The sequence below is a fragment of the Streptomyces sp. NPDC043738 genome, assembly GCF_056436545.1.
The window spans coordinates 22,883-45,154 of the sequence record NZ_JBWKCJ010000031.1; the positions used below are offsets into that span (position 1 = coordinate 22,883).

Genomic DNA, 22,272 nt, shown 5'->3' on the forward strand with positions numbered 1-22,272 from the left:
GGCATAGCGTCGACAGCGACAGGACACCTCGCGTCGTGGCGGCGTTGTGCGGCTTCCGCAGTTCTTCCCACGTATTTCCACAACGTCACGCAACGGCGCGCGACAGGAGCCAGAGGACATGCAGACCAAGCTGGACGAAGCCAAGACCGAGCTGCTCTCCAGGGCGGCCCGGGTCGTTGAAACAAGCCAGGCCGGGGGGAAGCACCCGGTACGCGGCCTCGACCCGGACACCCTCGCGGGATACCTCCAGCGCTACTACCTGCACACCGCCCCTGAAGACCTGATCGACCGCCATCCGGACGACGTCTTCGGCGCCGCGCTCTCGCACTACCGCCTCGCGGAGACGCGACCGCAGGGCACCGCCAACGTCCGGGTGCACACGCCGACCGTCGAGGAGAACGGCTGGACCAGCAGCCACTCCGTCGTCGAGGTCGTCACCGACGACATGCCCTTCCTGGTCGACTCGGTCACCAACGAGCTCTCGCGGCAGGGCCGCGGCATCCACCTGGTGATCCACCCGCAGGTGATCGTCCGCCGCGACGTCACCGGCAAGCTCATCGAGGTCCTCGACTCCAACGGCGATACCCGCGCCACCACCGGCAAGGCCCGGACCGCCGACCTGCCGCACGACGCGCTGACCGAGTCCTGGATCCATGTCGAGATGGACCGCGAGACCGACCGCGAGGACCTCAAGCAGATCACCGCCGACCTGCTGCGGGTGCTGTCCGACGTCCGCGAGGCCGTCGAGGACTGGGAGAAGATGCGCGGCGCCGCGCTGCGCATCGCCGAGCAGCTGCCCGCCGAGCCGGTCGCCGACGACCTGCGCGAGATGGAGATCGAAGAGGCCCAGGAGCTGCTGCGGTGGCTGTCCGACGACCACTTCACCTTCCTCGGCTACCGCGAGTACGAGCTCACCTCCGCGCCCGGTGAGGGCGGCGCCCAGGAGGACGTGCTGACCGCCGTGCCCGGTACGGGCCTGGGCATACTGCGCGCCGACCCGCCGCACCGCGAGACCGCCGACGGCCACCCCGTCTCGCCGTCCTTCAACCGGCTGCCCGCGGACGCCCGCGCCAAGGCCCGTGAGCACAAGCTGCTGATCCTGACCAAGGCCAACAGCCGCGCCACCGTGCACCGCCCCTCCTACCTCGACTACGTCGGCGTCAAGAAGTTCGACGCGCAGGGCAACGTCACCGGGGAGCGGCGCTTCCTGGGCCTGTTCTCCTCGGCCGCGTACACCGAATCGGTGCGCCGCGTCCCGGTCATCCGCCGCAAGGTCGCCGAGGTCCTCGAGGACGCGGGCTTCAGCCCGGACAGCCACGACGGCCGCGACCTGCTGCAGATCCTGGAGACCTACCCGCGCGACGAGCTCTTCCAGACGCCCGTCGACGAGCTGCGGTCCATCGCCACGAGCGTGCTCTACCTCCAAGAGCGCCGCCGGCTGCGGCTCTTCCTGCGCCAGGACGAGTACGGCCGCTACTACTCCGCGCTGGTCTACCTCCCGCGCGACCGCTACACCACCAACGTCCGGCTGCGCCTGATCGACATCCTCAAGGAGGAGCTCGGCGGCACCAGCGTCGACTTCACCGCCTGGAACACCGAGTCGGTCCTCTCCCGGCTGCACTTCGTCATCCGTGTGCAGCCCGGCTCCGCCCTGCCCGACCTCACCGACGCCGATGTGGACCGCATCGAGGGCAGGCTGGTGGAGGCCGCCCGCTCCTGGGCCGACGGCTTCGCCGAGGCGCTGATCGCGGAGGTCGGCGAGGAGCGCGGCGCCGAGCTGCTGCGCCACTACGGCCACGCCTTCCCCGAGGGCTACAAGGCCGACAACACCCCGCGCAGCGCGGTCGCCGACCTCCGGCACCTGGAGACGCTCACCGGCGAACCGGGCAAGGACTTCGCGGTCAGCCTCTCCGAGCCGGTCGGCGCAGGCCCCGGCGAGCGCCGCTTCAAGATCTACCGCAGGGGCGAGCCGGTCTCGCTGTCCCGGGTGCTGCCCGGCCTGAACCGCCTGGGCGTCGAGGTCATCGACGAGCGCCCGCACGAGCTGCGCTGCGCCGACGCCACCGTCGCCTGGGTCTACGACTTCGGGCTGCGGATGCCGGAGCACGTCAAGGGCGACGACGCCCGCGAGCGCTTCCAGGAAGCCTTCAACGCCGTGTGGACCGGCGCGGCCGAGAGCGACAACTTCAACAAGCTGGTGCTGCGGGCGGGCCTCAACTGGCGCCAGGCGATGGTCCTGCGGGCGTACGCCAAGTACCTGCGGCAGGCCGGGTCGACCTTCAGCCAGACGTACATGGAGGACACCCTCTCCAACAACGTCCACACCACCCGGCTGCTGGTCTCGCTCTTCGAGGCACGGATGTCCCCCGAGCGCCAGAGCGCGGGCACGGAGCTGACCGACGGGCTGCTCGAAGAGCTGGACGGGGCGCTGGACCAGGTCGCCTCCCTGGACGAGGACCGGATCCTGCGGTCCTTCCTGACCGTCATCAAGGCGACGCTGCGCACCAACCACTACCAGAAGAACAGCCAGGGCAAGCCGCACGGCTACCTGTCCATGAAGCTGGACCCGCAGGCCATGCCGGACCTGCCGGCGCCCCGCCCGGCCTACGAGATCTGGGTGTACTCCCCCAAGGTCGAGGGCGTCCACCTGCGGTTCGGCAAGGTCGCCCGCGGCGGTCTGCGCTGGTCGGACCGCCGGGAGGACTTCCGTACGGAGATCCTCGGCCTGGTCAAGGCGCAGATGGTCAAGAACACCGTCATCGTGCCGGTCGGCGCCAAGGGCGGCTTCGTCGGCAAGCAGCTGCCGGACCCGTCGCAGGACCGGGACGCCTGGCTCGCCGAGGGCATCGCCAGCTACAAGACCTTCATCTCCGGTCTGCTGGACATCACCGACAACCTCGTCGGCGGCGAGGTCGTCCCCCCGAAGGACGTCGTCCGCCACGACGAGGACGACACCTACCTGGTCGTCGCCGCCGACAAGGGCACCGCGACGTTCTCCGACATCGCCAACGAGGTCGCCCAGTCGTACGGCTTCTGGCTCGGTGACGCCTTCGCCTCCGGCGGCAGCGCCGGCTACGACCACAAGGGCATGGGCATCACCGCCCGCGGCGCCTGGGAGTCGGTCAAGCGGCACTTCCGCGAGCTGGGCCACGACACCCAGAACCAGGACTTCACCGTGGTCGGCGTCGGCGACATGTCCGGCGACGTCTTCGGCAACGGCATGCTGCTCAGCGAGCACATCCGGCTGGTCGCCGCCTTCGACCACCGGCACATCTTCCTCGACCCGAACCCGGACGCGGCGACCTCCTACGCCGAGCGCCGCCGGCTGTTCGAACTGCCCCGCTCGTCCTGGGCGGACTACGACACCGAGCTGCTCTCGCAGGGCGGCGGCATCCACCCGCGCTCGGCCAAGTCGATCCCGATCAACGCGCAGGTGCGGGCCGCCCTCGGCATCGAGGCCGGCGTGAAGAAGATGACCCCGGCCGATCTGATGCGGGCCATCCTCAAGGCACCGGTCGACCTGCTGTGGAACGGCGGCATCGGCACGTATGTGAAGTCCTCGGCGGAGTCCCACGCCGACGTGGGCGACAAGGCCAACGACGCCATCCGCGTCGACGGCGAGGAGCTGCGGGTCAAGGTCGTCGGCGAGGGCGGCAACCTGGGCCTGACCCAGCTGGGCCGGATCGAGTTCGCCACGGCCGGCGGGAAGATCAACACCGACGCGATCGACAACAGCGCCGGCGTGGACACCTCCGACCACGAGGTGAACATCAAGATCCTGCTCAACGCCGTGGTCGCCGAAGGGGACATGACGGTCAAGCAGCGCAACAAGCTGCTGGCCGAGATGACCGACGAGGTCGGCGCGCTGGTGCTGCGCAACAACTACGCGCAGAACACCGCCCTGGCCCTGGCCCAGGCCCAGTCCTCCAGCATGCTCCACGCCCAGCAGCGCTTCATGCGCCGCCTGGTGCGCGACGGCGACCTCGACCGGGCGCTGGAGTTCCTGCCGACCGACCGGCAGATCCGCGAGCGGCTGAACACCGGCCGCGGCCTGACCCAGCCCGAGACCGCGGTGCTCCTGGCGTACACCAAGATCACGGTGGCCGAGGCGCTGATCCAGACCGGGCTGCCGGACGATCCGTACCTGGAACGGCTGCTGCACGCCTACTTCCCCTCGGCGCTCTACGACCGCTTCGCCGAGCAGGTCGACGGGCATGCGCTGCGCCGCGAGATCGTCACCACAGTCATGGTCAACGACACCGTCAACAGCGGCGGTACGAGCTTCCTGCACCGCATGCGGGAGGAGACCGGCGCCTCCCTCGAAGAGGTCGTCCGGGCGCACACCGCGGCCCGCGCGATCTTCGGGCTCAACCAGGTCTGGGACGACGTCGAGGCGCTCGACAATGTCGTCGCCGCCGACGTCCAGACCCGCATCCGGCTGCATTCGCGCCGGCTGGTCGAGCGCGGCACCCGCTGGCTGCTCAACAACCGCCCGCAGCCGCTGGAGCTGTCGCCGACCATCGACTTCTTCACGGAGCGGGTCGCGCAGGTCTGGGCGGAGCTGCCGAAGCTGCTGCAGGGCAGCGACCTGGAGTGGTTCCAGACGATCCTGGACGAGCTGACCGCAGCGGGCGTGCCCGAGCCGCTGGCCGTCCAGGTGTCCGGCTTCTCCTCGGTCTTCCCGGCGCTGGACATCGTCGCCGTCGCGGACCGCATGGGCAAGGAGCCGCTGGAGGTCGCCGAGGTCTACTACGACCTGGGTGACCGGCTGCGGATCAACCAGCTCCTCGACCGCATCCTGGAGCTGCCGCGCAACGACCGCTGGCAGTCGATGGCCCGCGCCTCGATCCGCGAGGACCTCTTCGCGGCGCATGCGGCGCTGACCGCCGATGTGCTGTCGGCGGGCAACGGCTCCGCGACGCCCGAGCAGCGGTTCAAGGCCTGGGAGGAAGCGAACTCGGCGATCCTCAGCCGGGCGCGGGCGACGCTGGAGGAGATCCACGGGTCGGAGGGCTTCGACCTGGCGAACCTGTCCGTCGCCATGCGGACCATGCGGACGCTGCTGCGTACGCACAGCTGAGCGGAGGGGGCGGGCGCCTTCGCGCCTGCCCCTCTCCCCCAGACGCGCCGGACGGCCGGAAAACGCCGGACGGGCTGGAAGCACTCCAGCCCGTCCGGCGTTTCGTCGCGTGTACGGGGCTACTTGCCCGTCTCCTTCTCGTAGGCCTTGATGACCTCGTCCGTGGGGCCGTCCATCAGCAGCTCGCCGCGCTCCAGCCACAGGACACGGTCGCAGGTGTCGCGGATGGACTTGTTGTTGTGGCTGACCAGGAAGACCGTGCCGGCTTCCTTGCGCAGTTCGCGGATGCGGGCCTCGGACCGCTTTTGGAAGCTGCGGTCGCCGGTGGCCAGGGCCTCGTCGATCATCAGCACGTCGTGGTCCTTGGCGGCGGCGATGGAGAACCGCAGCCGGGCGGCCATGCCGGAGGAGTAGGTGCGCATCGGCAGGGAGATGAAGTCGCCCTTCTCGTTGATGCCGGAGAAGTCGACGATGCCGTCGTAGCGCTCGCGGATCTGCTCGCGGGACATGCCCATCGCCAGACCGCCGAGGATGACGTTCCGCTCACCGGTCAGGTCGTTCATCAGGGCCGCGTTGACGCCCAGCAGCGAGGGCTGGCCGTGGGTGTAGACCCGGCCGCGCTCGGCGGGCAGCAGACCGGCGACCGCCTTGAGCAGGGTGGACTTGCCGGAGCCGTTGGAGCCGATCAGGCCGATGGACTCGCCGCGGTAGGCGGTGAAGGACACGCCCTTGACCGCGTGCACCTCGCGCACACCGGTCGAGGGCTTGCGGCGCACGATCCGGTTCAGGGCCGCGGTGGCGCTGCCCTTGCCCGCGCCGGTGCCGTAGACCCGGTAGACGATGTGCAGATCGTCCGCGATCACCGTCGGGACACGGGCGGCGCGGGCCTCGGTCGGCTGGACGCCGTTCTTCTGCTCGGTCACGACCTCAGCCACGTCCGTACCGCTCCTCGGCCTTCCAGAAGTACACAAAGCCGACGACACCGGCCAGCAGGGCCCAGCCGCCCGCGAACGCCCACACGTGCGGGGGCAGCTCCCGCTCGGTGAAGCTGTCGATCAGCGCGAAGCGCATCAGGTCGATGTAGACGGCGGCCGGGTTGCCGGTGAGCAGGACCTCCACGGCCTTCGGGAGGTGCTTGCCCTTGAGGATCACACTGAGGCTGAACATCACGCCGGACGCGTACATCCAGGTGCGCATGACGAACGGCATCAGCTGCGCCAGGTCCGGGGTCTTCGAGCCCAGCCGCGCCATGATCATCGCCAGGCCGGTGTTGAAGAGGAACTGCAGCGCCAGCGCCGGGATCACCAGCAGCCACGACCAGGTCGGCAGCTGCCCGAAGCCCAGCAGGATGACCATCAGCACACCCATGGAGAACAGCAGCTGCTGCAGCTGCATCAGGCAGAACGAGATCGGCAGGCAGGCGCGCGGGAAGTGCAGCGCCCGCACCAGCCCCAGGTTGCCCGAGATCGCCCGCGTACCGGCCATCACCGAGTTCTGCGTGAAGGTGAAGACGAAGACGCCGGTCACCAGGAACGGGACGTAGTCGGGGACGTGGTTCCTCGTGCCGAGCAGTACGCCGAAGATCAGGAAGTAGACGCCGGCGTTGAGCAGTGGCGTCATCACCTGCCAGAGCTGGCCGAGCTTGGCGGTGGTGTACGTCGCGGTGAGCTTGGCGGTGGCGAACGAGGCGATGAAGTGCCGTCGGTGCCACAGCTGCCGGACGTACTCGGGCAGCGGGGGACGGGCGCCGCTCACCGTGAGGCCGTGGCGTTCGGCCAGTGCGCGCAGCTCGGGGTCGTGGGCTGCGCCGGCCCCCGGCACCCGGGCGGGCGCCGGGGGCGGGGGAGCGAGGGTCTGGGACATGGGGGCCGCTTTCGCTTGCGTACGGGGGCCGCAGAACGGGTCCAGCGACGGGACGGGTCCGTATCGTCGCGACGCCGACACTAAAGGGAGGTCACGTCGAAACGCAACCGTAGCGTCGTGACGCTAAGCTCATGGCATGGCAAAAGAAGGCAGCGGGAGCGGGCCCGCGGCGCGCCGGGCCCCGGCGGGCGCCGCCGTACTGCGCGAGGACAAGACCGAGGCGATCCGCGCCGCGGTCTTCGAGGAGCTGGCCGCGGTGGGCTTCGCCCGGATGTCGATCGAGGGCATCGCGCGGCGGGCGGGCGTCGGCAAGACCGCCGTCTACCGGCGGTGGCGCTCCAAGCTGCACCTCGTGCTGGACGTGGTCTCCGCGGTGGCCGCCGCGGGGCTGCCGGCGCCCGACACCGGTTCGCTGCGCGGGGACGTACGGATGCTGCTGGAGGTCGCGGCCCGGGCGCTGCGGCACCCGATGGCCTCGCAGATCATCCCGGACCTGCTGGCGGAGGCGGCCCGCAGCCCGGAGCTGGCGCAGACGCTGAAGGCGGCGCTGCACGACAGCCAGGAGGGCGTGGCGGCCGCGGTGGTGGCCCGGGCGGTGGAGCGCGGCGAGCTGCCGCAGGACGTCGATGCCCGCCTCGCGCTGGACCTGCTGACCGGGCCGCTGTACTGGCGGCTGCTGGTCGTCCGCGACGAGCTGCCCAAGGGGTACCTCGATGCGCTGTCGGGCTCGGTGGTGGCGGCGCTCGGGGCGGAGTAAGGCGCGCCTGGGTGCGCCCCTGGGGTGTTGCCCTAGGGCGGGGGCGAACGCATCCCGTAGGGGGTGCGAGGGCCCCCTGCGGGGCCACAACGAGGTGGGGCGGGGCGGGTATTCCCCGCACGCGCGGCCGCCCCCGGCCGGGATTCCGGTCGGGGGCGGCGACGTGTGCGGTGCGTGCCTCTGAGGCGTGCCGCGGTGTGGCGTGCGGGACCGGGGTCAGCCGGCCATCTCGACGTCCGGGCCGCCCGGGGCCGCCACGTCGTCGTCCGCCGCGGCGCGCGGGGACGGGAGCTTGACCAGTCCGGCGGCCGCGGCCGCGGTGCGCGGGGACGGGGCGACGGTGCGCTCGTCCTGCGGCAGCGGCTCCGGGAGCGTCTCCTGGCCGAGGAAGACCCGGCGCACCACCCGCTCGGCGGCGTTGCCGTCGTCCCACTGGCAGAACCGCGCGCGGAACGCCGCGCGCCGCTCGGTGGCCCGCTCGTCGTCCCAGCGGCCGCTGCGGAACGCCTCGATCAGCTCGTCCTCGGTGGAGGCGAGCACGCCGGGGGTGTCGCCCGGCTTGCCGGAGAGCAGGTCGAAGGTGACACCGCGGGAGCGGACGTAGGTGTCCCAGTCGTCGGCGTAGTTGATGATCGGCCGGTCGAGGTTGGCGTAGTCGAACATGATCGACGAGTAGTCGGTGACCAGCGCGTCCGCGGCCAGGCACAGCTCCTCGACGACCGGGTGGCCGGAGACGTCGATCAGCGCGCCGCGCTCCTGCAGCTCCTGCAGGCCCGGGTCCTGGTCGTAGAAGTAGTGGGTGCGCACCAGCAGGACGAAGTCCCCGCCCAGCTCGCGGGAGATCTTCTCCAGGTCGAGGCGGGGGACGTAGCCGACCTGGTAGTCGCGCATGGTCGGCGCGTAGAGGACGGCCGTCTTGCCGGGGGCGATGCCCAGGCGCTCGCGGATGTCCAGGACGTCTTGCGCGGTGGCGCGGTAGTAGACGTCGTTGCGGGGGTAACCGGCGTCCACCGACTCGAAGTTGCAGGGGTAGACGCGCTCCCACTGCTCGGTGGTGTGCTGGTTGGAGGAGACCGAGTAGTCCCAGCGGTCGGCGCGGGCCAGCAGCTTGCGGAAGCTCATGCCCTTGGCGGCGGCCGGGTAGCGCTTCTGGTCGACGCCCATCGACTTCAGCGGGGTGCCGTGGTGGGTCTGCAGGTGGATCTGGCCCTCGCGCTTGACCACGCCGTCGGCGAAGTTGACGTTGTTGACGAGGTACTTGGCGCGGGCCATGACCTCCCAGTAGCGCGGCGAGTTCAGCACCACGTGGTCGACGCCCGCGGGGACCTGGTCGGCCAGGTGCTGCTTGACGACCCAGACGCCGTGGACGTCGGGGGCCAGCTCCTTGGCCTTCTCGTAGATCGCCAGCGGGTTGCAGGACGGCAGCCGGTTCCAGTACGCCGAGTAGACCGCGAGCTTGTCGTCCAGGGGCTGCCGCAGCAGGGCCTGGTAGCGCAGGTCCATGGCCTTCTTCTTGGCCTGCTTGACCTTCTTGCCCGCGTGCTTGCGCACCGTGCGCTGCACCTTGCCGGCGACCTTGAGGCCGGCCAGCGCGGGGTAGGCGTCCTTGGCGAGCAGCGCGTACTTGCCGCCGGCGATGCCGGTGGGGCGCACGAAGCCGGCCGGGACCCGCATGCGGTAGTCGCGGGCGGCGCGGTGGAAGAACTCGGCCTGGGCGTTGTGCGGCAGCCGGCCGGGCTTGTCCAGCACGGTCAGGTAGTGGTCGATCATCTTGCGGAACATGTGAGGGCGCCAGCGCGACAGTTCGGGGTGCGCGTCGAGGTAGGCGAAGACCCGCGCGTACTGGTCGAAGACGTCGAAGTGCTTGCGGCTGGTGGTGCGCAGGATGTTGCCGCCCTGGCGGCGCTGGCGGTAGTGCAGGCAGACCCGGTCCAGGACGGCGATGCGCTCGGCGGTGATCAGCGTGCAGAACGTCCAGGGGGCGTCCTCGTAGTAGCCCACCGGGAACTCGAAGCCGTGCTCCTCGACGAAGTCGCGGCGGTAGGCCTTGTTCCAGACGATCTGCAGCAGTTCGAGGATCTCGGGGCGCTCGGCGAGCGAGAAGGCCGGCGCGCCGGACTCGTCGAGCAGCTCGGCTAGCGCGTTGCGCCGGGCGGAGCCGTCCCAGTAGGTCCGCGCGTAGTCGAAGATCAGGATCTCGGGGTCGTCGGTGGCGTCCAGCCGCTGGGCGAGCGCGCCGAGCGCGCCGGGCACGAGGGTGTCGTCACTGTCGAGGAAGAGGATGTAGTCGCCGCGGACCTTCTCCAGGCCGGCGTTGCGGGCCAGGCCCAGGCCGACGTTCTCCGGCAGGTGCAGGACCTGGACGCGGTCGTCGCGGGCGGCGTATTCGTCCAGGATGGCGCCGCTGCGGTCGGGCGAGCAGTCGTCGACGGCGATCAGCTCGAAGTCCGTGTGGTCCTGCGTCAGCACCGAGTCCATGCACTCGCGCAGGAAGCCCTGCACTTTGAACACGGGGACGATGATGCTGAAGCGGGGTACGGCGTCGAGGTCTGTCTCGGACATGCGGTGCTTACTCCTCGTGGCGAGCTGAGTACAGAACGCAAAAAAGCCCCAAAGGGGTCTCTTGCATTGTCAGCCTTCTGACTCGCGTTAACTCAAAAAGGTTGTTGTTCGTAACCTGAAAGTTCTGTGGTGCTCATCACAGAAGTGGTCAAGTAGTGAACTTTCGGGCGAGCGGGATCGCGGGCGCGACCGAATACTGAGGGAGTGTCACCCGCGCCCCCGCCCCGCATCTCCCGCCGCCGGCTGCTCCAGGCCGCCGGCGGCGGAGCGCTCGCCGCGGCCGCGGGCACGGCCGTGCGGTCCTGGCGCCTGACGGAGTGCCACCCGGCCGGGCCGGGCGGCCCCGGACGGCTGCTGGTGGACCCCGCGGACCAGTCCTTCGTCCAGGTCATCGCGCACGCCGACGACGGCCTGTTCTTCATGAACCCCGATCTGGAGCAGTCCCTGCGCTGCGGGGCGCGCTCGGTGACGGTCTGTCTGACCGGCGGCGAGGCCGACGGACGCAACGTCAGCCCAAGCGCCCTCCACCCCGGCAGCGTTCCCGAGGACCGGGCCGCCTTCGCCCGGGCCCGGACCAACGGGCTGCGCGCCGCACACGCCGCGATGGCCACCGGCAACCCCGCCGCGCCCTGGGACGTCGCCGCGGTGTCGCTGCTGCCCGGCTTCCAGGTGGAGGTCCACACGCTGCAGGGCGCCCCGCACCACCGGCTGGTCTTCCTCCAACTGGTGGAGGCCCGGGCGGTCTGGCAGGCCCGCACGAGGAGCCTGCGCGGCCTGTGGCTGGGCGCCGCCGGCACCCTGCCCACGCTGCGCCCCGCCGGCACCCCCGTGGAGCGGCAGTTCCACTACACCCGCGACCAGGTCGTCCAGACGCTGGTGGCGGTGCTCGACCGGGTCCGGCCCACCGTCGTACGGACCCTGGACCCGAACGCGGCGCACTCCCGCAAGCGCCCGCCGGCCACCGCGGACCGCGACCCCCGGCTGGCCGGCCTGCGCTACTACGACCACCAGGACCACACCGCCTCCGCCTACTTCGCGCAGGCCGCCCTGGCCGCCTACCGGGGCGGCCGGCCGCACCGCCCGGCCATCGTGGAGAACTACCTCGGCTACGAGGCCGGCGTGCTGCCGGGCGACGTCGACGCCGCCACCGCCCGCCGCAAGGCCCGGGTGCTGTCCGTGTACGGCTGGGCCGACCGCCGCCGCTGCGGCGACCCGGCCGGCTGCGGCGACCGCAAGGTGGGCGGCTCGGCGCTCAGGGGCACCGCCCGCAACTGGACCCGCTCCACCCGGCTGCGCGCGCCCGGCTCCAACGCCTGGCTCCACGCCGCCCACGACGGCCGGCTGGCCGCCTTCGCGGTCCTGGGCGGCGCGGCGTACCGCTGGGCCGAGACCCGGCCGGGCAGCGGCCGCTTCGGCGCGCCGCTGCCGGCCGGCGGGGAGCTGCTGCAGGGACAGATCCACGCGGTGCGCCGGTCCGACGGCGCGCTGGTGCTGTTCGCCTCCCGCACCGTGCTGCCGGGCCGTCACACCGCGCACCGCCGTGAGCTGGTGACCGCGGTGCAGCACGGCACCGCGGCCGACGGCGGGCCCGCCTTCGGGCGCTGGGAGCCGCTGGGCTCCCCGGACCCCGACCCGGTCCGGTCGCTGGAGATCGGCTTCCCGGCGGCGGTGGCCACCCCCGACGGCGCGGTGCACGTCTTCGTCCGGACCTGGGACGGCAACATCGCCCACCGCGCCGCCCCGCCCCGAGGGCCCTTCTCGCCCTGGCGGCGGCTGGAGGGCCCGGTCAGCACGCTGCAGGCGTCCCCGGGGATCGTCGACGACATCGACGCGTGTGTGGACTCCGACGGGCTGATCCATGTGGTCGCCCCGAGCGCCCGGACCGTGCAGCACTGGGTGTCGAAGCGGGCCGGGCTGACACCCCGGCCCGCCGCGGCCACCGGGCTGCCGCGGCCGGCCGGACCGGTCAGCGCCGTGCCGCTGGCCGGCGGCGTGGTCCGCCTGGCCTACCGCCACGCGGACACCGCACGGGTGCTGATCGCCGAACGGCAGCGGACGGCCGGCACCTGGCGGGTGTCGGCGCAGTGCGAGGCGGTCGGCGGCTACGGGAGGGTGGCGGCGGCGCGGGTCGGCGGCGGCGACCGGATGGTGCTCGCGGCCCGCGACGACGACGGCGAGGTGCGGATGGCGATGGCCCAGGACGCGCCCAGGCCCTGGCAGCGCGGCCGGGCGGCGCACTCGGCGGCCGCCGGGGTCGCCCAGGACGCCGCCGGGCGCGCGGTGGTCGTCGTCCTGGGCAACGACGGCCGGCTGCACTCGACCCGGCAGACCTCCGCCGGGCAGAGCGCGCCGTTCGGGCCCTGGCGGGCTCAGGACCAGCGGGTGCCCCGAAGAGGCACCCCCTAGGGGCCCGCCCGAGCCGCCGGGCGCAGCAGGATCCGCCGGGAGAGCAGGTAGGTGAAGGGCAGCGCGCAGCCGGCCGCCGCCAGCGGCGCCACCGTCGTGCTCACCCCCAGCCAGCTCACCAGCGCCACCAGCCCCGCGCTCTGCACCCCGTAGTTGGTGGCCTGGGTCAGCGGGAAGAGCAGGAACTTTCGCCACGTCGGGCGGGTGCGGTAGGTGAAGCGGGCGTTGAGGAAGAACGAGCAGACCATGCTCAGCGCGAAGCTCGCGGTGTAGGCGGCGAAGTACGGCAGCAGGCGGTGCAGCGCCAGGTAGCAGGCGTAGAACGTCGCCGTGTTGACCCCGCCGACGGCGGCGAAGCGCACCATCTGGCCCCAGCGGACGGGGGCCCGCTGCGCGGCGGGCATCAGCCGGTCTGCGAGCCGGCGGCGGCGCCCGCCGGCTCGGGGGCCGCGGCGGCGCTGTTGCTCTCCTTGACCAGGAAGTGCGGCCGCCGCTTGGCCTCGTAGTAGATCCGCCCGATGTACTCGCCGATCAGCCCCAGCATCACCATCTGCAGCCCGCCCAGCCCCACGATGATCGCCACCAGCGTCACATAGCCCGGGGCGGTGACCCCGCCGGCGACGGCCGCGCCGACGATCCACAGGGTGTAGAGCGCGGCGAGCGAGGCCAGGCCCAGCCCGGCGTAGATGGCCGCCCGCAGCGGGCGGCAGTTGAAGGACAGCATGCCGTCGATGCCGTAGTTGACCAGCGATCCCAGGCGCCACTTCGTCTCGCCGGCCTCCCGGGCGGCGTTGCGGTAGTCGAAGGTGACGGTGTCGAAGCCGATCCAGGAGAACAGGCCCTTGGAGAAGCGGTTGTACTCCGGCAGCGACAGCAGCGCGTCCACGGCCTTGCGGGACAGCAGCCGGAAGTCGCCCACGCCGTCGGCGAGTTCGACCTCGACCCAGTTGTTGACGGCGCGGTAGTACAGCCGGCTGAGCGCGGTCCGCAGCCGCCGGTCGCCGTCCCGGCTGCGCCTGGCGACGACCTGGTCGTGGCCGAGCTGGTAGAGGTCGAGCATCTTCTCGACCAGCGGCGGCGGATGCTGCAGATCCGCGTCCATGATGATCACCGCGTCGCCGGTGGCCGCCCGCAGGCCGGCCAGTATCGCGGGCTCCTTGCCGAAGTTGCGGCTGAAGGAGAGGTAGCGGGTGGTGCCGCGGTGCTGCTGCGCGAGACCGCGGAGCCGGGCCAGGGTGCCGTCGGCGCTGCCGTCGTCGACGTAGACCAGCTCGTAGGGGACGCCGAGGCGCTCCAGGACCGCGCGGATCGCGGCGTCGAAGCGGCCGAGCACGGCCTCCTCGTTGTAGCAGGGGACGACGACGGACAGCCTCATCGGCCAACCTCCTCGGTGGAGTGAAGCCGTGGGCGGCTCCGTAGACGCCCCCCGAGCGCGACCATGGCCAGCGCCAGCGCGGCCGCACCGCTCGCCGCCAGCCCCACTTTCAGGCCCGGCGGTTCGTACGCACACGTCAGCCGCCGGGCCCCGGAGCCCAGCGGGACGGCCAGCAGCCCGCCGAACGAGGACGGGGCCCCCAACGGCCCGCCGTCCACCGAGCAGCCCCACCCCGCGACGGCCGGCACCGCCAGCACCGCATGCCCCTTGCTGCCCCGGGGCAGCCGGGCCGTCAGGGCGTGCCCGCCGGCCGTCAGCTCGCGCGGCCCGCGCAGGGCACGCACCGCCGCGGCGAGCCGGGCGCGCGACAGGCACCCCAGGGCGTGCTCGGGCACCAGCTGACGGCCGGTGCCGGTGAAGCGCACCACGACCGTGCCGTCGGCGGGCGTCCGGCCCAGCGTCCGCACCGGATTGGCGGTGCTGTCCCGGGCGCCGATCCCCTTGGTGTGCCCGCCCAGCCCGCCGACCCGCCCGGAGAACCACGGCGCGGACCACACGACGGTGCTGCCCGGGGCGCACCGCGCCCGGAAGGCGGTGCCCGTTCCGTCGCCGCGGCCCGTCCCGCGCCCCGCCGCCTCCGGCAGCAGCCAGCCGCCGCGGACGGGCACCGGCGCCGGGCCCGCGGCGGGCGCGAGGTCCGGCACCTCGTAGACCCGGGCGCCCAGCATCCGCTCCTGGCGGGCGAAGACGGTCCGCTCGCCGGTGAGCGGGCCCGGCAGCCGGTCGCGGACGGTCAGCAGCGGGGCCGGGGGCTGCGCACGGTGCGAAACGAACGGCCGGCGGCGGTCCGTCCCGGGCGACAGATAGCTGTCCACACCCATGATCGCCTGCCCCACCGGGTCCTCGAAGCTGAGCGTGTGACGGCCCCTCATGTACCAGCCCGCGCCCAGGCCGCGCAGCGCGCGGGCGGTGGCCGCGGGCACATAGCTGCTGTAGTACGAGCCGCCCTCGCCGCCGATCAGCAGCGGATCGTTGTTGGCGAACTCGTGCGGGCCCGGGTCGGTGCGGGTGCGCGGCCAGTCGCCGCGCGCGGTCAGCACGTCCCGGGCCGCCAGCGACGCCCGGTCCAGTGTGGGCTTGGGCCGGAACCACGCGATCTTGTCCCGTACCGCCGTCACCGAGAAGGCCGTGTACGCCGAGGTGAGCAGGGTGGCGGCGGTCAGCGCGGCGGTGGCGGCCCGGCGCGCCCGGGGCCCGCGCAGCGCCGCGAGCGCGCCCAGCCCCACCAGGACCGCCGCGCCCCCGCCCGCCACCAGGATCCACGTCGCGGTGCCGACCGCCCCCTGGTCGCGGCTCAGCCACGCCAGCAGCCCGACCAGTGCCCCGCCCGCGGCCAGTTCGCCGGTCCGCGGGCGGTGCGCGAGCGCGAGCCAGGAGATCATCACCAGGATCCCGCTGAGCACGAAGGCGGCCCGGTAGGGGCTGCCGTTGGGCAGCGCGAAGCCGTGCCACAGCAGGATCGCCGGCTCCCAGACGAACGAGGCGCCCACGCCCGCCGCCAGGACGTACCAGCCGATCCGCACCCGCGGCGGCACCCCGCGCACGAACGGGAACGCCGCGACCAGCAGCAGCCCCGCCACCCCGATGGAGACATTGGGCGCCGGCGTCCCGCCGTGGCCGCCGGGCAGCAACTGCGCCAGCTGGTCCAGCGGCGCCGGCCGGTCGCGGTAGAGGACCTCGGGCGCCGGCTGGGCGGCCCGGCTGGCCGGCAGGGTGACGGTCAGCACCGGCGCCGCGAGCAGGATGCCGCACGCCGCCATGGACACGGCCCGGGCCAGCGCCGCCAGCCGGTCGGCCGCGGCCATCCCCGGCGCCGTCAGCAACCGCAGCCCCAGCACCAGCGCCATCGCCAGGGTCGCCATCGCCGCCGTGTAGAAGTTGCCCGCCCAGGCCAGCGCGACCAGCGCGGTGCCGGCCACCCAGCGGGTGCGGCGCAGACACCACTCCGCCGCGATCCCGGTCATCGGCAGCGCGACCAGTCCCCACATCCACATCGGGTCGGCGAAGCCGTCGTTCAGCACCCAGGCGCACAGTCCGTACCCCACCGACACCAGCGCCCGCAGCGCTCCGGGGCCCGGGTGCAGCCGCCCCAGGAAGACGGTCATCAAGGCGGCGGCCAGGCCGATGCTGAACAGGGTGACCAGGAAGACCGGCAGGTCGGTCAGCTCGCGGGGGAAGAGCCCGACCAGCCAGGAGAACGGGTTCATCAGGTACGTGAAGAAGTCCGGGAGGAACGGAACGCCGTAGCCGCTGCTCCAGTTGAAGAACACGTCCCCGGTGGTGTGGCCGTGCAGCAGGTCCCACAGCCGGGCGTGGAACGGCACGAACTGGTTGCCCAGGTCGTTGACGGCCCTGGAGCGCGGCCCGAACGGATAGCTGCCGTAGAGGGCCAGCGCCAGGCAGTACGCCCCCATGGACAGCGCCGCCGCGAGCCCCGGGGCGGCCAGCCGGCGCAGGGGCCCGCGCACCGCCGCGGGGTGCTGCGTCGGGGGAAGGGGCCGGGTGACCTCCTGGGGCCGGAGGGCCTCTTGTGGGGTGGCGGGCGTCGGAGCCACCGGCACTCCTCCACACTCGGCGAACGTTCACTCAACGTTATATGTCTTAATAGTCCCTTTTGCTCTGCTGGGACGCGGGGCTTTCGGGGGATTGCCCCGCAGGAGAGGCGGCACGGGACCACGCGGTGCGGTCGGCCGGGGCAGGACCAGCCCGGCCGCGACGACACCGACGAACGAAAGGGCACCATGCCGGCATCCGACGACACCACCGCCGCGGCCACCGCCCCGCCGCCCACCGTCTCCGTCGTCATACCCGTGCACAACACCCGCCCCTACCTCGACCGCAGCCTCGGCTCGGTCTTCGCCCAGACCCTCGACCCCCGCCGCATCCAGGTGATCGCGGTCGACGACGGCTCCACCGACGGCAGCGCGCAGTACCTGACCGAACGCGCCCGCCACCACCCCAACCTGACGGTCCTCCACCAGCCGGCCTCGGGCGGCGCCGGCCGGCCCCGCAACGTCGGCCTCGCCCACGCCGCCGGCGACTACCTCTTCTTCCTCGACTCCGACGACCACCTCGGCACCGAGGCACTGGCCCGGCTCACCCGCATGGCCCAGACCCACGGCTCGGACATCGTCTACGGCCGGATCGTCGGCGCCGACGGCCGGGCCGCCCCCGTCGACCTGCGCACCACCGCCGCCGCCGTCACCCCCTTCGACTCCCCGGTCTACTGGACCCTGGCCGCCTACAAACTCTTCCGCCGCTCCTTCGTCGAACGCCACCGGCTGCGCTTCACCGAAGGCCGCCTCCTGGCCGAGGACCTCCCCTTCGGGATCACCGCCCTGCTGCGCGCCGAGACCGTCTCCGTCGTCGCCGACTACGACTGCTACTACCTCCACGGCCGGCCCGACGACAGCAACGCCAGCCGCCAGGACACCGACTGGTGCGACTACCTCGACTACATCGGCGGCGTCCTCGCCGGCGTCGCGGCCGAAGTCCCGCCCGGAGCGCACCGCGACACCCTGATGGTCCGTCACTTCCACGGCGAGATCCTCATGCCCTTCGCCGCCCCCTACCTCGCCCGCGACACCGCCGGCCGCCGCGCCATGGCCGCCGCCGCCCGCCCCCTGGTCGAGTGCTACCTCACCGACCGGGTCCTGGCCGCCCTGCCACCCGGCCTCCGACTGCGCGCCCACTGCCTGCGCCGCTCACTGCACGACGAACTGACCGCCGTCGTCCGCGCCGACACCGGCACCCGGCCCCCACCGCCGCACATCGACACCGACGGCCGCGTCTTCGCCCCCTACCCCTACTTCCGCGACCCCGCCCGCGCCCTGCCCGAAGCCTGCTACGACCTCACCGACCGCATGGTGCTGCGCCAGCGGCTGACCGGCTGGCGATGGAGCGATGGCGCGGTCCATCTGCGCGGCACCGCCGCCCTGCCCCACCTCGGCGGCGGCGCCGTCGAGGTCCTGCTGCACGGCGGCGCCGGCGACTTCCGTGTCCCGGCCCGCTGCGAAGGCGAGCACTGGCGAGCCGCCCTCGACCCGGCGACCGCGGCCGACGGCCGTCCGCTGCCCGACGGCACCTGGGGACTGAAGATCGCCGTCACCGCACACGGCGGCACCACCACCGGACCCGCCCTGCGGCGCGAGGCCTGGCTCGTACCGGAGACACCGGAAGGCTCACCCGCCCCGCCCGGCGGCCCGGACGCCGCCGGCCTCACCCCGCGGACCGTCGCCCGCGGCCCGGCCGGCCCCGCCGTCGCCACCCTCTTCCGCTCCCGGCCGCACGGCCACCTCCACCTCCACCTGGGCACACCGTGCGCCGGTCCGCCGGTGGGCGCACTCTGGTAACAGCGGTTTCGGAGGTGATCGCGATGTTGCAGACCGCTGTCGGATGGCATGTAGAGCTGGAATTCGAGGAGGACACCCACCGCACCCGCGCCGCCGCGCTCGTACGGCTCCCCGACGGGAGCGAGGTCCGCTCGCACGGGTACGCCAGCCGCCACCCCGCCGACGCCAACCAGCCGAGGGTCGGCGAAGAGGTCGCGGGAGCCAGAGCGCTCAACGAACTGGCGATGAAGCTGCTGACGAAGGCACACGACGAGATCGACGAGGCGTCGGGCCGGACCTCGCACCCGCTGACCTGACCACACAAGCCGCGGCACCCCTCCCCGCACCCCGCGGAGTAGGGTGCCCGGCCATGATCGACGAACCGGAGTTCCTGACCGAGACCCGCACCTTCTACGACACCATCGCCACCGACTACGCCGAGCACTTCCGCGGCGCCATGGCCACCAGACACTGGGACCAGGCCGTGCTCGCCGCGTTCGCCGACACCGTACGGGCCGAGCAGGCCGGACCCGTCGCCGACCTCGGCTGCGGTCCCGGATGGGTCACCGCGCAGCTCGACGCCCTCGGGCTGCCCGCCTTCGGCATCGACCTGTCCACGGAGATGGTGGCCCTCGCCCGGCAGGAGCACCCCGGCGTCCGCTTCGACGTGGGCTCGATGCTCGACCTGGACCTGCCGGACGGCTCCCTCGCCGGCATCGTCGCCTGGTACTCGATCATCCACACACCCCTGGAGCGGCTGCCGGAACTCTTCGCCGAGTTCCACCGGATGCTCGCCCCGCGCGGCCACCTGCTTGTCGCCTTCCAGGTCGGCGACGAGCCGCTGCACCTGGCGCAGCCCTTCGGCCGCCCCGTATCGCTCGACTTCCGCCGGCGGCAGCCCGACGAGATAGCCGGACTGCTGGCGCGGGCCGGGCTGGACGTACGAGCCCGGCTGCTGCGCGAGCCGGAGGAGGCGATGGGGGAGTCGGCCCCGCAGGCCTACCTCACCGCCCGCAAACCCGCCGCCGACGCCGGCTGACCGCGCCCGGCGGCGGGCCTGGCGTCAGGCCCCGGGGTGGTGGTGACGCCACCCCGCCCACGCCGAAGTGATCATGTCGCGGACGTCGTGGTGCGCCTTCCAGCCCAGCTCCGCGGCGATCCGGTCCGCCGCCGCCACCACCCGGGCCGGATCGCCGGCGCGGCGCGGGGTCACCTCGGGGGTGACGCCCTCATAGCCGGTGATCTCGGCGATCAGGCCGATCATCTCGCGTACGGAGACGCCCTCGCCCCGGCCGATGTTCAGCGTCAGATCACGCACCTGGCCCGGCTCGGCGAGCTTGCGGGCGGCCGCCACATGGGCATCGGCGAGGTCGGCGACATGGATGTAGTCGCGGATGCAGGTGCCGTCGGGAGTGTCGTAGTCGTCGCCGAAGACACGCGGGGCCGCGCCCTCGGTGAGCTTCTCGAACACCATCGGGACGATGTTGAACACGCCGGTGTCGGCGAGCTCGGGGGTGGCCGCGCCGGCGACGTTGAAGTAGCGCAGACAGGCCGTGCTGATGCCGTGCGCCCGGCCCGCCGCGCGGGCCATCCACTCACCGACCAGCTTGGTCTCGCCGTAGGGGTTGATCGGCACGCAGGGCGTGTCCTCGGTGACCAGGTCGACGTCCGGCATGCCGTAGACGGCCGCGGAGGAGGAGAACACGAAACGGCCGACGCCGCCCGACGCCATCGCCTCCAGCAGCGTCTGCAGGCCGTGCACGTTCTCCCGGTAATACAGCAGCGGCATCTCCACGGACTCGCCGACCTGCTTCTTGGCGGCCAGATGCACCACATCGGTGACCCCGTGCCCGGCGATCGTCTCGTCGAGCAGGGCACGGTTCAGGGTCGAGCCGACGACCAGCGGGACGCCCTCGGGCACCCGGGCGGCCACGCCCGTCGTCAGGTCGTCCAGCACCACGACCCGCTCCCCCGCCTGCCGCAGGGCCCGTACGACATGGGAGCCGATATAGCCGGCACCACCCGTGATCAAGTAAGACATAGCGCCAATCCTAGGCTCGGGGTCGGACAACAGCAGGGGCGGCGGTCAGCGGCGCAGGCGGCGGGCGGCGATCCGCCAGACGCTGCGCAGCCCCGACGCGACCCGCAGCGACAGCGCGCCGCCGGTCGTCGCATACGGCTGCACCAGCAGCACGGCATGACGCCGGCTGGGCAGGACACGGCGCCGCAGCCCCGGACCGGTGGCCCGCAGGGCGGCCCGGAAACCGGCGCCGTCGGCGCAGCTGACCTGCGCCATCAGATCCCACGGCTCCGGGTCGGCGTGGCCGGCGCCACGCTCGACCAGCGCCTCTATGTCCAAGACGACCTCGGCCGACCAGCAGGCCTCCGCGCCGCCGCCGGCAGTCGTGGGGGTCAGGGCCGCGGTGTGGACCGGGCCGCGGCGGTCGTCGCGCCGGCGCCGCAGCTCGACGTCGATGCTCTCCGGCCCGGCCGCCGCCAGCCGCCCGTACAGATCATGGACGCGCAGCCGCAGCACACCGCGGCCGGCGACCACCGGTTCCGCGTCCACCGTCACCGGCAGCCGGTGCAGCGGCTTGGTGCCGATCGCCTCCAGCTCGATCCCCGGAAGGTCCGCCGACCACACCGCCCGCCCCTCGGCCTCCGCGTACGGCGGCAGCAGCCGGCCGGGCCGGGCCGCCAGCTGCGTGAGCCGGTCCAGGTCACGCGGGACGGGGGAGGCCAGCACCACCCGGGCCAGCCAGCGCGCCGGAGCCCGGGCCGCACGCAGCTCCGCCTCGTCGAAGCCCGCCAGGTACTCGCGGGTCAGCCGCCACCACTCGGCGCGGTAGTCGGCGCCGCGGGTGTGCAGCTCGCGGACGTACATCCGCAGATCGTGATCGAGGAACTTGGTGGCGGCGGCCTGCGCCAGCGCCTTGTGCCCGGCGTCCAGGAAGATCCGCACACTGGTGCGGTGCGCCTCGATCCGCGCCTGCCAGTTGGCGACGTCCTTGCGGTCCAGGGAGATCGACTGCTTGGCGGCCGAGCGGCGCACATGCCAGATGTAGACACTGTCGGGGATGGTCGCGACACGCGGCGCGGCGGCCAGCACCCGGGCGGTGAAGACGAAGTCCTCATACGTGAAGCGGCCCTCGGGGAAGACGATGCCGTGCTCGTCGAGGAACGCCCGGTCGTAGAGCTTGTTGACGCAGAGGGTGTCGCGGACCAGCTGGGGACTGGACGCGGCGGACTCGTGCACCGCCGCCTCGCGGTAGAGCGCCGGCAGCCAGGGGATGTCGCGCCGCGCCGGCAGCTCACGGCGCACACAGGCCCCGGCCGCCACCGGGGCGTCGTGCTCCAGCGCGGCGGCCAGCAGCGCCCGCGCCGCGCCCGGCGGCAGCACGTCGTCGCTGTCCAGGAACATCACGAACCGCCCGGTGGCGGCGCGCAGACCGTCGTTGCGGGGGGTGCCGCAGCCGCCGCTGTTCTCGCTGCGGTGGACGACCCGCAGCCGCGGCTCGGTGCGGGCGAGGGCGTCCAGGGCGGCGCCGGTGCCGTCGGTGGAGGCGTCGTTCACCGCGATCACCTCGGTGACCGTATCCCCGGGTGTCTCCTGCGCGAGCGCGGAGCGCACCGCATCACAGACATGGACGGCATCGTTGAAGGCGATGACGACGATGCTGACCTGCGCGGATGGCGTGATGGTGGGCCCCGGCAGCGGCTCTAGGGCTTCTTTCACAGTCACTAAATCTACATTTCGTGTCGACAGCATCACTTGGCGCGAGCGGGGTCCGATCCCATATCCGATGGGTCAGAGGGGGAATCCCGCCGTGCGGTTGCA

14 protein-coding genes are annotated in these 22,272 nt (G+C 72.7%); 6 read left to right on the forward strand and 8 right to left on the reverse strand.

Annotated elements, in window-relative coordinates; all coding sequences use genetic code 11:
- Nucleotides 1-118 precede the first annotated feature (118 nt).
- A complete protein-coding gene (locus AC0680_RS31050; protein ID WP_478635326.1) occupies nucleotides 119-5,080 on the forward strand; it encodes an NAD-glutamate dehydrogenase in 4,962 nt (1,653 codons plus the stop codon).
- A gap of 119 nt (nucleotides 5,081-5,199) precedes the next feature.
- On the opposite strand, the gene AC0680_RS31055 is transcribed toward AC0680_RS31050, so the two are convergent.
- On the reverse strand, nucleotides 5,200-6,003 hold the full coding sequence (locus tag AC0680_RS31055) for an ABC transporter ATP-binding protein (protein ID WP_478635433.1): 804 nt from the start codon (nucleotides 6,001-6,003) through the stop codon (nucleotides 5,200-5,202).
- Between the two features lie 4 nt (nucleotides 6,004-6,007).
- The gene (locus tag AC0680_RS31060; RefSeq protein ID WP_478635329.1) at nucleotides 6,008-6,943 is read right to left on the reverse strand and encodes an ABC transporter permease; all 936 of its coding nucleotides are present in this window, start codon (nucleotides 6,941-6,943) and stop codon (nucleotides 6,008-6,010) included.
- Nucleotides 6,944-7,079: 136 nt separating this feature from the next.
- Between AC0680_RS31060 and AC0680_RS31065 the strand changes: the two genes are divergently transcribed.
- The gene (locus AC0680_RS31065) at nucleotides 7,080-7,700 is read left to right on the forward strand and encodes a TetR/AcrR family transcriptional regulator (RefSeq protein ID WP_478635332.1); all 621 of its coding nucleotides are present in this window, start codon (nucleotides 7,080-7,082) and stop codon (nucleotides 7,698-7,700) included.
- A gap of 216 nt (nucleotides 7,701-7,916) precedes the next feature.
- Here the strand turns inward: AC0680_RS31065 and AC0680_RS31070 are convergent, their stop codons facing one another.
- Complete coding sequence (locus AC0680_RS31070) at nucleotides 7,917-10,262, reverse strand: bifunctional glycosyltransferase/CDP-glycerol:glycerophosphate glycerophosphotransferase (RefSeq protein ID WP_478635335.1); 2,346 nt, start codon at nucleotides 10,260-10,262, stop codon at nucleotides 7,917-7,919.
- Nucleotides 10,263-10,466: 204 nt separating this feature from the next.
- Here AC0680_RS31070 and AC0680_RS31075 point away from each other — a divergent pair, with 204 nt between their 5' ends.
- A complete protein-coding gene (locus AC0680_RS31075; RefSeq protein ID WP_478635337.1) occupies nucleotides 10,467-12,668 on the forward strand; it encodes a PIG-L family deacetylase in 2,202 nt (733 codons plus the stop codon).
- Here AC0680_RS31075 and AC0680_RS31080 read toward each other — a convergent pair.
- Genes AC0680_RS31080 through AC0680_RS31090 form a run of 3 tightly spaced genes read right to left on the reverse strand, consistent with a single transcriptional unit; the run spans nucleotide 12,665 to nucleotide 16,658 of the window.
- Nucleotides 12,665-13,072: a GtrA family protein gene (locus AC0680_RS31080; RefSeq protein ID WP_478635340.1), complete on the reverse strand. Its 408-nt coding sequence runs from the start codon at nucleotides 13,070-13,072 to the stop codon at nucleotides 12,665-12,667. The two genes, AC0680_RS31075 and AC0680_RS31080, sit on opposite strands and share 4 nt — an antisense overlap.
- Nucleotides 13,072-14,043, reverse strand: a complete 972-nt coding sequence (locus AC0680_RS31085) for a glycosyltransferase family 2 protein (RefSeq protein ID WP_478635343.1) — start codon at nucleotides 14,041-14,043, stop codon at nucleotides 13,072-13,074. Before AC0680_RS31085 ends, AC0680_RS31080 begins: the two co-directional genes overlap by 1 nt.
- Nucleotides 14,040-16,658, reverse strand: coding sequence for a YfhO family protein (locus AC0680_RS31090; protein WP_478635346.1), 2,619 nt, complete (start codon nucleotides 16,656-16,658; stop codon nucleotides 14,040-14,042). The genes AC0680_RS31085 and AC0680_RS31090 overlap by 4 nt, the downstream gene beginning before the upstream one ends.
- Nucleotides 16,659-16,844: 186 nt before the next feature.
- Between AC0680_RS31090 and AC0680_RS31095 the strand changes: the two genes are divergently transcribed.
- Genes AC0680_RS31095 through AC0680_RS31105 form a run of 3 tightly spaced genes read left to right on the forward strand, consistent with a single transcriptional unit; the run spans nucleotide 16,845 to nucleotide 19,473 of the window.
- Complete coding sequence (locus AC0680_RS31095; protein ID WP_478635348.1) at nucleotides 16,845-18,455, forward strand: glycosyltransferase family 2 protein; 1,611 nt, start codon at nucleotides 16,845-16,847, stop codon at nucleotides 18,453-18,455.
- Nucleotides 18,456-18,478: 23 nt separating this feature from the next.
- Nucleotides 18,479-18,751: a DUF1876 domain-containing protein gene (locus AC0680_RS31100; RefSeq protein WP_384437923.1), complete on the forward strand. Its 273-nt coding sequence runs from the start codon at nucleotides 18,479-18,481 to the stop codon at nucleotides 18,749-18,751.
- A gap of 56 nt (nucleotides 18,752-18,807) precedes the next feature.
- A complete protein-coding gene (locus AC0680_RS31105; RefSeq protein WP_478635436.1) occupies nucleotides 18,808-19,473 on the forward strand; it encodes a class I SAM-dependent DNA methyltransferase in 666 nt (221 codons plus the stop codon).
- Between the two features lie 24 nt (nucleotides 19,474-19,497).
- On the opposite strand, the gene galE is transcribed toward AC0680_RS31105, so the two are convergent.
- Complete coding sequence (galE, locus tag AC0680_RS31110; RefSeq protein WP_478635351.1) at nucleotides 19,498-20,475, reverse strand: UDP-glucose 4-epimerase GalE; 978 nt, start codon at nucleotides 20,473-20,475, stop codon at nucleotides 19,498-19,500.
- Nucleotides 20,476-20,520: 45 nt separating this feature from the next.
- Nucleotides 20,521-22,170, reverse strand: a complete 1,650-nt coding sequence (locus tag AC0680_RS31115; RefSeq protein ID WP_478635437.1) for a glycosyltransferase family 2 protein — start codon at nucleotides 22,168-22,170, stop codon at nucleotides 20,521-20,523.
- Between the last annotated feature and the right edge of the window lie 102 nt (nucleotides 22,171-22,272).

Excerpts from the sequence above, each read along its gene's own strand:
- AC0680_RS31050 (WP_478635326.1), top strand. The coding sequence starts at position 119 with ATGCAGACCAAGCTGGACGAAGCCAAGACCGAGCTGCTCTCCAGGGCG.
- AC0680_RS31060 (WP_478635329.1), bottom strand. The coding sequence starts at position 6,943 with ATGTCCCAGACCCTCGCTCCCCCGCCCCCGGCGCCCGCCCGGGTGCCG.
- AC0680_RS31065 (WP_478635332.1), top strand. The coding sequence starts at position 7,080 with ATGGCAAAAGAAGGCAGCGGGAGCGGGCCCGCGGCGCGCCGGGCCCCG.
- AC0680_RS31070 (WP_478635335.1), bottom strand. The coding sequence starts at position 10,262 with ATGTCCGAGACAGACCTCGACGCCGTACCCCGCTTCAGCATCATCGTC.
- AC0680_RS31080 (WP_478635340.1), bottom strand. The coding sequence starts at position 13,072 with ATGCCCGCCGCGCAGCGGGCCCCCGTCCGCTGGGGCCAGATGGTGCGC.
- AC0680_RS31085 (WP_478635343.1), bottom strand. The coding sequence starts at position 14,043 with ATGAGGCTGTCCGTCGTCGTCCCCTGCTACAACGAGGAGGCCGTGCTC.
- AC0680_RS31095 (WP_478635348.1), top strand. The coding sequence starts at position 16,845 with ATGCCGGCATCCGACGACACCACCGCCGCGGCCACCGCCCCGCCGCCC.
- AC0680_RS31100 (WP_384437923.1), top strand. The coding sequence starts at position 18,479 with ATGTTGCAGACCGCTGTCGGATGGCATGTAGAGCTGGAATTCGAGGAG.
- galE (WP_478635351.1), bottom strand. The coding sequence starts at position 20,475 with ATGTCTTACTTGATCACGGGTGGTGCCGGCTATATCGGCTCCCATGTC.